Origin of the sequence: Capnocytophaga sp. oral taxon 412 str. F0487 (assembly GCF_000271925.1) — a bacterium.
GTDB lineage: Bacteria > Bacteroidota > Bacteroidia > Flavobacteriales > Flavobacteriaceae > Capnocytophaga > Capnocytophaga ochracea.
The window spans coordinates 1-12,512 of sequence record NZ_AJZR01000060.1 but is presented as its reverse complement, the minus strand read 5'-3'; the positions used below and the strand labels follow the sequence as shown (position 1 = coordinate 12,512).

Here is a 12,512-nt window from a genome sequence, read left to right as displayed (position 1 = left end):
GGAGAAACCCTATTGGGAATTAGTGGCTATGAACACGATACAAGCAATAATGACTATGAGCACCAATGAAGTTACTACTGAAATAATAAGCCCTGCGACGGCTAATGTTTTAGGCTTCTTGCTCATTCCGATAATAGATAATATCAATCCGGTGAGCCATATGATAATGTTCACAATAGGGAGCAATACGAGGAATATTGCCACTACAGACGTTATGAACCCCACCAGACCTATGGGATTGTTATTTAGGTTGTTATCGTTATATTGCCTATTGTGAATAAACGACCAGTCGTTTGGGGTATTTTGCTTGAATTCTTCCATCTTTATTAAACAATAAATACTCAATTTTAATGCCACAAATATACAATAAAGAATTTATACTGCAAGTTAAAAAAACTTTTTTATAGGTAAAAGACACAAGCCACGCGAGTAGATGTAATTAGCAGATTTGAGAATTAGCAAATGAGAAGTGAATCTTGAAAAGTTTTTATAGGAAATAGAAGAGTTTAATAATTAAGAGCTGTTTGAAAGAAGAGCGAAACTAAGGCGAAAGTAAGACGATGGAAACCTATGAAAAGTTTATAACAGAACAGTGTAAGAAGTGAAAAACAATTAGAGATTTAGCCAAACTCCTTTGTTATTTATTGAAAAGTTATTACTTTTGCCGTCAGAATTAGATAAGAAATAAGAAGCGTTATGTATTCTATCAAACAATTATTACAAGACGGAAAAAACATACAAGGAGAAATCACCCTTAAAGGTTGGGTGCGCACCTTCCGCAGCAACCGCTTTATTGCCCTGAACGATGGTTCTACAATCGACAATTTACAAGTAGTAGTAGATTTTGAAAATACCGACCCTGAATTGCTTAAACGCATTACCACGGGAGCAGCTATTGAAGTAAAAGGACGACTTGTGGAGAGTCAAGGTAAAGGGCAAAACGTAGAGTTACAAGCAAGTAACATCAGTATATTAGGTGATAGCAACCCTGAAGAATACCCTATCCAACCTAAAAAACACTCACTTGAATTCTTGAGAGAAAACGCTCACTTACGCGTGCGCTCTAGTACTTTTAGTGCGGTGATGCGCGTGCGTTCTACTTTAGCTTTTGCTATTCACAAATACTTTCAAGACAATGGCTTTTTCTACGTGAATACGCCTATTATCACGGGTAGTGATGCCGAAGGGGCTGGAGAGATGTTTCGTGTAACAACCTTAGATGTCAAAAATCCACCGCTTAATGAAAACGGCGAAGTAGACTACAAGAAAGACTTCTTCGGCAGGGAGACAAACCTTACCGTATCAGGTCAGTTAGAAGGTGAGACTTTTGCGATGGCGCTTGGTAAGATTTACACCTTTGGACCTACCTTCCGTGCTGAAAACTCCAATACCTCACGCCACTTAGCTGAGTTCTGGATGATAGAGCCCGAAATGGCGTTCTATGACCTTATCGACAATATGAATTTGGCGGAAGATTTTATTAAATACGTATTGCAATACACCTTGGAAGTACGTCGTGACGACCTTGAGTTCTTGAACAAAAGATTTTTAGAAGAAGAGAAGACTAAACCACAGAACGAGCGTAGCACAATGTCACTCATCGAAAAACTTGAATTTGTAATTCACAATCAGTTTAAGAGGGTGAGTTACACCGAGGCAATAGATATTTTAAAGAATAGCAATCACAATAAAAAGAAGAAATTTCAATACCCCGTAAACGAATGGGGTGTAGATTTACAAAGCGAACACGAGCGCTATTTGGTGGAAAAACACTTTGAGTGCCCTGTAATTCTATACGACTATCCAGCAAATATCAAAGCGTTCTATATGCGCTTAAATGAAGACGGTAAAACGGTGCGCGCAATGGATATTCTCTTCCCAGGAATAGGTGAAATTGTAGGAGGCTCGCAACGTGAAGAACGTTACGATGTGCTCAAACAAAAAATAGCCGACCTTCATATGGACGAGGCAACTCTTTGGTGGTACTTAGACCTCCGTAAGTTCGGTACAGCAGTACACAGTGGCTTTGGTTTAGGTTTTGAGCGCTTGGTACTCTTTGCTACTGGAATGGCTAATATCCGTGATGTGATACCTTACCCACGCACGCCACAGAGCGCAGAGTTTTAATGTAAGTTACATCAGGAAATATAAAAACCGAGTTACGAAAGTAACTCGGTTTTCTTGTGTAAATTTAAAAAATAAAACAATGACTAAGTTGCCATTTGGTATTTGTTTACTTTTTCTTTAGCCTTGATAAGATCTAGATTCAAGCTGTTAATCTTTTGCTCTTTGTTGAGGATTCTTCCTTTGAACTTAGCATCGTCTTGAGGAGACAGAGCTCCTTTGGCTTTCTTTAAATTATACTTGTTTTGTTCCTTAGCTAAATCAGTTTTAGCTTTGGTAATTTTAGCCTCTATTTTAGAAACCTCAGAGTTAGCTTTGGACAAGCGCTCTTGGTTCTTTTTAGCACGAGCAGCAGCTTTTTGTTGTTCTTTAGCGGCTTTTTCTTGCTCCTTAGCAGCTTTTTGTTCAGCTTTCACAGCCTTTTCCTGCTCTTTTTGTAATTTTTGTTGAGCCTTTAACTGCTCTTTTTGAGCTTTAAGTTCTGCTTGAGACTGAGCTTGAGTAGCTTCAACAGGAGCGGGAGCAACTACCGGAGTAGTGGTATCGGTCATAGTTCCCATTTCGTCTACTTGAGCGAATGACACTTGAGCTACAAATAGCCCAGCGAACAAAGTGAGTGTGTGTAATTTCATATCTGTTAAATTATTTAGTTTTCTTATAGGGTGCAAAGGTAAGAAAAATATGCTTACTATTTGCATTTTTACAAAAGTTTAACACCAAAAAAGTCGCCTGCAAAGGAAAGAATCGCAGGCGACTAAGGAGTAAATTAAAATATAAATAGTTATGGATTATTGAACATTTCCTCTGATACGTAAGCCTTTTACAGGGCTTGATTTGGCATTGGAGGTAACAGTAATAGTTTTGCTGATAGGTCCAACACGATTAGTATCGTATTTTACTTCAATTTTTCCTTTAGCTCCTGGTGCTACGGGTTGGTTTGTCCAAGAAGGAACGGTACAACCGCAAGAAGAAGCTACGTTAGTAATTACAAGGGGTGCTTTACCAGTGTTAGTAAACTCGAACACACGCACACCGTCTGCACCTTGTTTGATGTTACCGTAATCAATTTCTTCAGATTTAAAAGAAATCTCAGCGTCTTGGGCATAAGCCATTACACCAAAAAATGCTAAAAATACAAATGTTAAAAACTTTTTCATAGTATAAAAAATTAAAAATATAAGTTTGTTTTTACGGTTGTAAATAGTACAACAACCGTGCCAAAGAGTATTTTTTAAAGTAAAAATTAAGATTTAATAGTGTAGAGTAAAAAAGGGTTTGAGCGAAGAGAAAACATTGTAAGTCACACAGATAAATTATTAGTAGATTGGTGGATTTGGATATTACGGTTAGCTTAATACAAGTCTTATACGATATAACGGGCAATGAGCTATAGAGGAGTGAAGCTAAGGTAAATCTAAGTCCAAGAAAAGTATTAGATTTTTAAAAAAAAAAAACTAAAGACTTATTCTACCAAAAGGTAACTTAAAAAATTGCACTTGATGTTGGAAATGGCGTCGTGTTAAAATTATCAATGGTTAATTGCTAATTGTGAATTGTTTTGTATCTTTGCCCTTTCACTTTAAATCTCAAAAAAACTCTTACATACATATCCAGCTAACGCTGGCTTTACTTAAAAAAATGTACTTAATATTTGATACTGAAACTACGGGGTTACCCCGCCGTTGGGATGCCCCCCTTACCGATAGTGACAACTGGCCTCGCGCCGTGCAGATTGCTTGGCAATTGCACGATGAGTGGGGCGAGCTCATTGAGCATCAGGACTTTTTGATAAAGCCCGATGGTTTCGATGTGCCTTATGATGCCGAAAAAGTACACGGTATTTCTACCCAATTAGCAGAAGCACAAGGAGTGCCTATCGCTGAGGTGTTCAAAGCGTTCAACGAGGCACTCAGCAAAGCGCAATACGTGGTGGGACAAAACATCGGCTTTGATATCAATATTATGGGGGCTGAGTTTTACCGTTATGGAGTCGAGAGTCCACTTACGGAGATGCCTGTAATCGATACTTGTACCGAAGCAACTGCTAACCTCTGCCAGATAGCTGGCGGAAAAGGTGGTCGTTATAAATTGCCTACCCTCACCGAGTTACACTCTTTCCTCTTTGGTGTTCCCTTTGCCGAGGCGCACAACGCCACTGCCGATGTGGAGGCAACTACTCGTTGTTTCTTTGAACTCATACGGCGCGGTGAAGGTTTTCAAGAAGGTACTTTCAGTAGCGACTATATCAAAGAATTTCAAGGACATCACACCTCGCCTATTGCTCTTATCGGACTTAAACACGTGAATCTTAAAGAGGCGTCCGATGCCTTGAGAAAAAGCAGTAGCAGTGCACAAACTACCGAATCTCACGCCGATGCATCACTATTAGAAGAGGCGGTGTTTGCCCACCTGCACAATCACACACAACACTCTATACTGCAATCTACTACATCTATTAAAGAACTTATAAAAATCACTGCCAAAGAGAAGATGCCTGCCGTGGCATTTACCGATAGTGGCAATATGATGGCTGCCTTCCACTTTGTACAAGCTGTACAAGCTCATAACAAAGAGGCAGAAGCTAAAAACAAGGAGGCAGAAGAAAAGGGTGAAACACCTACCGAAATACTTATCAAGCCTATTATAGGTTGTGAGTTCAATATCTGTGAAAATCACTTAGATAAAAGCCGACAAGACAACGGCTACCAAGTGGTGATTTTGGCTAAAAACAAACAAGGCTATCACAATCTTACCAAAATGGCTTCTATTGCTTCTACCAAAGGGTTTTACTATGTACCCCGTATAGACAAAGCCATTGTAGAGCAGTACAAAAGTGACTTAATGGTACTCTCAGGGGGGATGAATGGTGAAGTGCCTTCAAAAATACTGAATATCGGTAGCAAGCAAGCTGAAGAGGCACTCTTGTGGTGGAAAGAGCAGTTTGGCGATGACTTCTATCTGGAGGTGATGCGCCACAACCAAGAAGATGAAAACCGCGTAAACGAAACCCTTGTAGAGTTTTCCAAAAAATACGGGGTGAAACTCATTGCTACCAACAATACCTTTTATCTCCATAAAAAAGATGCCAATGCGCACGATATTTTGTTGTGTGTGAAAGATGGCGAAAAGCAGAAAACACCTATTGGGCGCGGTCGTGGTTATCGTTTCGGGATGCCTAACAACGAGTATTATTTCAAAACCTCAGCCGAAATGAAGGCGCTCTTCAAGGATATTCCTGAAGCAATTCTCAATATTCAAGAAATTATCGACAAGGTAGAACCTTACGGATTGGCACGTGATATCCTCTTGCCTAAGTTTGATATCCCCGAAGAATTTCAGGTAGAAGACGACCCTACAGGCAAAAAAGGAGAAAACAACTATTTGCGTCATCTCACTTATGAAGGGGCTAAACGCAAATACCCCGAAATTACCGATGAGGTGCGTGAGCGTTTGGATTTTGAGCTTTCTATTATTGAAAAAACAGGTTACCCAGGGTACTTCCTTATTGTGCAAGACTTTATCGCAGCAGCGCGACGTATGAACGTATCAGTAGGACCTGGACGTGGGTCGGCAGCGGGTTCGGCAGTGGCGTTTTGTTTAGATATAACCAATATGGATCCAATTAAGTACGACCTCCTCTTTGAGCGTTTTCTCAACCCCGACCGTGTGTCAATGCCCGATATTGATATCGACTTCGAGGACTCGGGTCGCCAAGATGTAATCAATTATGTGATTGATAAATATGGCGAGAGTCAGGTAGCGAGGATTATCACTTATGGTAAAATGGCTGCCAAATCGGCAATCAAAGATACGGCTCGTGTATTAGATGTGCCTTTACAAGAGTCGAATAGATTAGCGAGCTTGGTACCTAATGGGGTGTCGTCTTTAGGCAAGATGTTTGGTTGGGACGATAAAACCCTCAAAGAAAAAGTGCGCAGTGAAGAATTACCAAAAGTAGACGAGCTGAAACGCCTTTTGGCAGGAGAAGGGGAGGAGGACAGTACCCAAACCATTCAGCAGGCAAATATTATTGAAGGTTCAGTACGAAACACTGGTATCCACGCTTGTGGGGTAATTATCACCCCCGATGATATCACCAACTTTGTGCCGGTAGCTTTAGCCAAAGATTCAGACTTGTTTGTGACTCAGTTCGATAACTCGGTAGTAGAGAGCGCAGGGTTGCTGAAAATGGACTTCTTGGGGCTCAGTACCCTCACACTTATCAAAGATACTATTGAAAATATCAAACAAACTCATAATATAGAGCTGGATGCAGAGGCTTTCCCGCTTGACGATAAAAAGACTTACGAACTCTTCCAACGCGGTGAGACGGTCGGAATTTTCCAATACGAGTCCACCGGTATGCAAAAGTATATGCGAGAGCTGAAACCTACCGTCTTTGCCGACCTGATAGCGATGAATGCCCTCTACCGCCCAGGTCCATTGGAGTATATTCCTAGTTTTATCAAGCGAAAACACGGTATTGAGCCTATTGAGTACGACCTCCCCGATATGGAGGAATACCTCAAAGAAACGTATGGAATTACTGTATATCAAGAACAGGTAATGTTGCTATCGCAGAAGTTGGCAGGCTTTACCAAAGGTGAAGCCGACGTGTTGCGTAAAGCGATGGGTAAGAAACAGATAGCTGTGCTAGCGAAGATGAAGCCTAAGTTTATTAGTCAGGCAAGTGAACGCGGGCACGATACCCAAAAGCTCGAAAAGATATGGACAGATTGGGAAAAGTTTGCCGCTTATGCGTTCAATAAATCGCACTCCACCTGTTATGCGTGGGTGGGTTACCAAACTGCCTACCTCAAAGCCAATTATCCTGCCGAGTATATGGCAGCAGTACTCTCTAACAATATGAACGACATCAAAACGATTACCTTCTTCCTAGAAGAGTGTCACCGAATGGGTATCAAGGTGTTACCTCCTGATGTAAATGAATCGTTGTACAAATTTACCGTAAATAAAAATGGTGATATACGCTTCGGTATGGGGGCTGTGAAAGGGGTAGGAAAAGCTGCTGTCGATACGATTGTAGAACAACGCCAAGAGCGTCCTTATACTTCTATTTTCGATTTGGCAAAACGCGTAGATTATAAGAGTATCAACAAAAAAGCCTTTGAAAGTATAGCTTTGGCAGGAGGTTTTGACTCGTTCACCAATGTACACCGTGCTCAGTACTTCCACGCTGAAGCTGACGGCGTTCCCTTTCTCGAAAAAGCCATTCGCTTTGGTACTAAATACCAAGAGAGTAAGAACTCCGCCCAAATGAGTCTGTTTGGTGGTGAGAGTGAAGTAGATATCCCTGAACCTGCTGTGCCTAAATGTGAAACGTGGGGTAACCTCGAGCAGTTGCGCCGTGAGAAGGAGGTGGTAGGTATCTATATCTCAGGGCACCCGCTCGACGATTTTAAGCACGAGTTACAGAACTTTTGCAATATCAGTCTATCGGAATTGCAAGACTTACAACCTTTTATTAACCGTGAACTCACTGTAGCGGGTATGGTAGCTGACCTGCAACATCGTACGGCTAAGAACGGAAAAGGTTACGGCTTTTTTACTCTTGAGGATTACGACGGCTCCTACGAGTTTAAACTCTTTGGAGATGATTATTTGAACTATCAGAAATATATGGTACCAGGGGCGTTTTTGTATATCAAATTTAAGGTAGTGGAAGGATTTCTCAATAGAGAAACCAACCAAAGAGGCGAACCTCGGATACAGTTTCTACAGATGATGCAGTTGCAAGATGTGATGGAAAACCTCTCTAAAAAACTTACTTTGCACGTGAATATAGAGGAGATTAACCAAGATTTGATTGCAAAATACAAAGATTTACTACAAAAGCACAAAGGAAAACAGTCTATTTACTTTGTTGTGCACCATCACAATGAAAATATTCACCTAAATATGGAAAATGGTAATCTAAAGGTGGCGATTACTAAATCTTTTTTAGATGATTTAGACGCCCTATTTGCAAAATATCATCTCAATGACCGCAGAATGGAGAAAATAGTTGCTAAAAAGACAGAAGATACTCACGACGACGAGGAAATGGCAATGGAGGATTTGGGATTATCGGAGTAGGCAATTAGTTAATTTCTATTTTGACTGCTGACGGCTAACAGCTAAAAAAATCTTCAATCGTAACTCGTAGTTTGCAATTATTTTGTACTTTTGCACAACCACTTAAAAAGAAAAAGAAATGAGTGCATTGAGCGTTAATCACCTGTTAGGCATTAAGTATATTACCGAAAAGGATATACAGTTGATATTTGAAACAGCAGACCACTTCAAGGAGGTTATTAACCGTCCTATTAAAAAAGTGCCTTCGTTGCGCGATATTACTATTGCCAATCTCTTCTTCGAGAATAGTACGCGCACTCGTCTTTCCTTTGAATTGGCAGAAAAACGTCTTTCTGCCGATGTGATTAACTTTTCGGCTTCTCAATCATCGGTAGCCAAAGGGGAAACCTTAGTAGATACCGTGAACAATATTCTCTCGATGAAAGTGGATATGGTAGTGATGCGTCACCCGAACCCAGGTGCGGGAGTCTTCCTCTCACAACACGTGAAAGCCTCAATTGTAAACGCTGGCGATGGAGCTCACGAACACCCTACACAAGCTCTTTTAGACTCATATTCTATACGCGAACGCTTGGGAGATGTAGCAGGTAAAAAAGTAGTGATAGTAGGGGATATACTACACTCGCGCGTGGCACTTTCGAACATCTTTGCACTCCACAAGCAAGGAGCTGAAGTGATGCTATGTGCGCCTCAAACACTTATTCCTAAATACATTCATAAATTGGACGTGAAGGTAGAAACCAATTTGCGCAAGGCTTTGAACTGGTGTGATGTGGCTAATATGTTGCGTATACAAAACGAACGACTCGACATCAGTTATTTTCCTTCTACCCGTGAATATGTACAACAATACGGACTCACCAAAGAGCTATTGGATAGCCTCGACAAAGAAATAGTGATTATGCACCCAGGACCTATCAACCGAGGGGTAGAAATTACCAGCGAAGTAGCTGATAGCTCCCAATCGATTATTTTACAACAAGTAGAAAATGGGGTAGCCATACGAATGGCAGTGATTTATTTGTTGGCAAGCAAGATTTAATAAGGTAAAAGGTAAAAGGTAAAAGATAAAAGGGAAAGCCAGCGAGGGCTTACAGCTGGGTATGTGAATAAAAGGTAAAAGATAAAAAAGCGTGATGTTTACTATTTAAACATCGCGCTTTTTTAATTGTTAATTGTCAATTATTAATTGTTGTTATCTTCTAATTCTGATGGTGATAAGGGCAAAGATAAAAGTGGTAAAAAAGGAGAATATGGCATACACAAGGGCGGGTTTGGTCATATCGGTATTGCCCATAAGGGTACCTGCTACCAATATCGCCAAAGCAGTATTTTGTAGACCTACTTCTATACTGATAGTCGTTGCTTGTACGCCCGGTAATTTAAAAGATTTCAGAGCTATAAAATAACTAAGTGTCATCGCGCTGAGGTGCATTAGGAGCGTAGCAGGCAAGAGACGGAATATTTCATCTACTGAAATACCACTTCCTCCTGATTGTTCATCACCGAAAAACTTGATAAAGAATACAATTCCCAACAATATGGTATTGGTTACTTTTAAAGGAAAACGGATTTTAAGGGATACATTAGGAAAAAACCGGTTGAAGAATAAGCCTAACAAAGCTGGTATTATAATGATTTTGGCTACTTCCCAGACCATATTAAATATAGGGAGCGACACTTCGGTATGACCACCCATAAAAACAGCTACTGCCCAATTAGACAACACTGGAATGGTAAACAGTATGAGCAAGCTATTGATAGCGGTAAGGGCTACTGCCAAAGCGGTATCGGCTTTGATGAGATAACTAATGAAATTGGAGGTAGTACCCCCAGGACATATTGATACGATGATGAGCCCTACTTTTTCGGCAGGGGGTAAATTAGAAAATTCGGCAATGATAAAAGCACAGATAGGCAAGAAGACCATCTGCAGGAAAAGCCCTAAGTACAAGGGCTTTGATTTTTTGAATATGTTTTCGAAATCGGTGAAGCGCAACGAACTGCCTATCGCAAAGGTGATAAGCATCAGCACTGCCGAAAGAAGGTAATCTATAAACATCAGCGATTAGCTTTTCTAATAAGTATAGGTATAGGTAGCTTTATGAGCGTTGTTTTTCTTATATTCAGCGGACTTAGGTGTATTGTTGCTATTCCATTGATAGCTAAAAGTACGAGTGGCATTCTCTAAATCTTTATAGTCAGCTTGGGTGTTATTATGGAGGTTTTTAGTATAAGAAATTACATTGTGAGTGGCTGTTCTTATAAGAGGGTCTCTGTAATAATCGCCATAGTAGTTGTAATTACTAATCAACTCTATTTCAGCTAAATATTTAAAGAGGTCTCGCTGATAGATATTCGGTTTATTATCGTATTGGTAAGTACAAGTGCCTTTGGTTTCTTCTCTAGGTATATTGCCTATATAAACTATTTTCTCAAAGGAAGCTACTGTGCTATCGGGATTGAGAGTATAGGTGAAACGGTCGTTAGAACCAGGAGTAGGATCGGTGGCAATCATTTTTATTTTATTAGCTTCATAAGTATAACTATATTTTTTTGTTTCAGTTCCATCAACCGTTGTTTTACTCACTACTTTGTTATTAAGATATTCATAAGTAATTTTTTGAACATTATCACTACGAATGATAGATTGTAAGTGATTTCCGTTATAAGTAAAGTTATAGGTATAGTTTCTGTTGCTTTGAGAATTACTTTTAATACTGATAGCAGTTATCAACTCGCCGTTATAAGTGATGGTATAGACTTCATCAGTAGTGGGGGTACCGTTATCGACTACTTTTCTTTCAAAAGCAGTAATTTTATTACCACTTAACGTATAGGTTTCAGTGGTTTTAACAGTGCCTATACTACCAATAGTTTCCTCTACTATTGTTTTAGGAAAAGCACCACCGGGGGTAGTTTCATCATTGTTGTCTTTTTTGCAAGAAAGAAAGATAAGTGTAAGACCTATGGCTAATAATAATGTTTTTTTCATCGGTTATATACTTTTATGGCGACAAAGGTACGAAACATTTTTTAATTAGCAATAAGAAGTGTGAGCCACACGGAGGTAGAAAATTAGCAAATGAGGTGCGAGCCGCACAGGCAGTCGTAGCACGACGGGCGATTAACTTTGGCAAAGTGTATACCGCAAAAGTGATACATTTGAGCTATCGGAAGGAAACGGAGAAGAACGGAAGAGGTTCGAGAGGGAATTTGATGAAAAAAGGCTATGAGAAGGGTGGGGTTAGCTTATAGAGAGCTTATAGGAAGCTTATACGAATCTTGGACGATTGGTATAGAAAGGGTATGTAAATAGTTGGTTCATAATATAATATAATAACGCTAAAAATGTTAAAAACGGGGTTTCGAGGCGAAAGAAAGGGGAAAGGCACTAGGCCTTAGGCCATAGGCACTAGGGGGGAATATGACGGAAAAGAGAAGAAATGACGAATGACCAGTGACGAATGACGAATATGGACTTTCTTTAAAGGGGAATTGTGGTGGCGGTAAGACGGTGCGTACCATACGAACAGAGGAAGAAAAGAGTTAGAAGTTTGAAGAGATAGGGGTAAAGAAAATGAGGAAATAGGCTTAAAAACAAAAAGAGCTGCCAGAGAGTTTCTGGACAGCCCTTTTTAGTTTATTATAAAAGTACTATTTTTTGATATATAACCAGCCCACTTCAGATTGTTTATTATTATTCTGATCATAGTATTCAATCACATAATAGTAAGTACCTTGTGGGAGTTTATCGGCGGCTTCTACTGTCACACGACCGTCAGAGATACCTCTAAACACGCGGGTTACGTTGTCGTAGCCACTTACCTCAAATACTTTCACGCCCCAACGGTTGTAGATACGTACCACATTGTTCGGATAGTTTTCTATACCACCAATATGGAAGTGGTCGTTTTTACCGTCGCCATTTACTGACATACCGTTGTAAGGTATGAGCTTATTTATTATATCAACCGTTACAGTAGCACTGCTACAGCCTGCCGAGTTACAGATTTCATACACAAAAGTATCGGTTCCTACAAAGCCTGTGTGAGGTCTGTATTCTACCGTATTATCGGCATTTACAACTACTGTACCGTTTGCAGGTTGAGTTACTACATTAGGAGTAGTCGCTCCGTTGAGGGTATCGTTCGCTAACACAGCAATATTTACAGGAGTATTCAACGCTGTAGAAACCCTATCGTCTACCGCTACCGGAGTAGGTGTAGGTGTTGCTGTTCCCACTACTGTTACCACCAAGGTTTGAGTACCAGTACAGTTAGTAGGGTTCC

9 protein-coding genes are annotated in these 12,512 nt (G+C 40.2%); 3 read left to right on the top strand and 6 right to left on the bottom strand.

Annotated features, from left to right (window positions below):
- Positions 1-9: 9 nt before the first annotated feature.
- Positions 10-321 (bottom strand): hypothetical protein, encoded by a 312-nt coding sequence (locus tag HMPREF1321_RS10160; protein WP_009422501.1) that lies wholly within the window; start codon positions 319-321, stop codon positions 10-12.
- Between the two features lie 375 nt (positions 322-696).
- On the opposite strand from HMPREF1321_RS10160, the gene asnS reads away from it, so the two are divergent.
- On the top strand, positions 697-2,127 hold the full coding sequence (gene asnS, locus HMPREF1321_RS10155) for an asparagine--tRNA ligase (protein ID WP_009422513.1): 1,431 nt from the start codon (positions 697-699) through the stop codon (positions 2,125-2,127).
- An 83-nt stretch (positions 2,128-2,210) separates the two neighbouring features.
- On the opposite strand, the gene HMPREF1321_RS10150 is transcribed toward asnS, so the two are convergent.
- Both HMPREF1321_RS10150 and HMPREF1321_RS10145 read right to left on the bottom strand, forming a co-directional pair.
- On the bottom strand, positions 2,211-2,822 hold the full coding sequence (locus HMPREF1321_RS10150; RefSeq protein WP_009422530.1) for a hypothetical protein: 612 nt from the start codon (positions 2,820-2,822) through the stop codon (positions 2,211-2,213).
- 90 nt (positions 2,823-2,912) lie between these two features.
- Positions 2,913-3,281, bottom strand: coding sequence for a DUF1573 domain-containing protein (locus HMPREF1321_RS10145; protein ID WP_002673576.1), 369 nt, complete (start codon positions 3,279-3,281; stop codon positions 2,913-2,915).
- A 481-nt stretch (positions 3,282-3,762) separates the two neighbouring features.
- On the opposite strand from HMPREF1321_RS10145, the gene dnaE reads away from it, so the two are divergent.
- Both dnaE and HMPREF1321_RS10135 read left to right on the top strand, forming a co-directional pair.
- Positions 3,763-8,220, top strand: a complete 4,458-nt coding sequence (dnaE, locus tag HMPREF1321_RS10140) for a DNA polymerase III subunit alpha (protein ID WP_009422524.1) — start codon at positions 3,763-3,765, stop codon at positions 8,218-8,220.
- A gap of 118 nt (positions 8,221-8,338) precedes the next feature.
- A complete protein-coding gene (locus tag HMPREF1321_RS10135) occupies positions 8,339-9,262 on the top strand; it encodes an aspartate carbamoyltransferase catalytic subunit (protein ID WP_009422521.1) in 924 nt (307 codons plus the stop codon).
- Between the two features lie 153 nt (positions 9,263-9,415).
- On the opposite strand, the gene HMPREF1321_RS10130 is transcribed toward HMPREF1321_RS10135, so the two are convergent.
- The 3 genes from HMPREF1321_RS10130 to HMPREF1321_RS10115 form a co-directional block, all read right to left on the bottom strand.
- A complete protein-coding gene (locus HMPREF1321_RS10130; protein WP_009422506.1) occupies positions 9,416-10,282 on the bottom strand; it encodes a bile acid:sodium symporter family protein in 867 nt (288 codons plus the stop codon).
- A gap of 15 nt (positions 10,283-10,297) precedes the next feature.
- On the bottom strand, positions 10,298-11,215 hold the full coding sequence (locus HMPREF1321_RS10125; protein ID WP_009422516.1) for a hypothetical protein: 918 nt from the start codon (positions 11,213-11,215) through the stop codon (positions 10,298-10,300).
- A 662-nt stretch (positions 11,216-11,877) separates the two neighbouring features.
- Positions 11,878-12,512 (bottom strand): gliding motility-associated C-terminal domain-containing protein (locus tag HMPREF1321_RS10115; protein ID WP_034576026.1); only part of this gene is annotated, 635 nt, incomplete at its 5' end.

Coding starts and splice junctions, on each gene's coding strand:
- HMPREF1321_RS10160 (WP_009422501.1), bottom strand. CDS start 321: ATGGAAGAATTCAAGCAAAATACCCCAAACGACTGGTCGTTTATTCAC.
- HMPREF1321_RS10145 (WP_002673576.1), bottom strand. CDS start 3,281: ATGAAAAAGTTTTTAACATTTGTATTTTTAGCATTTTTTGGTGTAATG.
- HMPREF1321_RS10150 (WP_009422530.1), bottom strand. CDS start 2,822: ATGCAAATAGTAAGCATATTTTTCTTACCTTTGCACCCTATAAGAAAA.
- asnS (WP_009422513.1), top strand. CDS start 697: ATGTATTCTATCAAACAATTATTACAAGACGGAAAAAACATACAAGGA.
- HMPREF1321_RS10130 (WP_009422506.1), bottom strand. CDS start 10,282: ATGTTTATAGATTACCTTCTTTCGGCAGTGCTGATGCTTATCACCTTT.
- HMPREF1321_RS10135 (WP_009422521.1), top strand. CDS start 8,339: ATGAGTGCATTGAGCGTTAATCACCTGTTAGGCATTAAGTATATTACC.
- dnaE (WP_009422524.1), top strand. CDS start 3,763: ATGTACTTAATATTTGATACTGAAACTACGGGGTTACCCCGCCGTTGG.
- HMPREF1321_RS10125 (WP_009422516.1), bottom strand. CDS start 11,215: ATGAAAAAAACATTATTATTAGCCATAGGTCTTACACTTATCTTTCTT.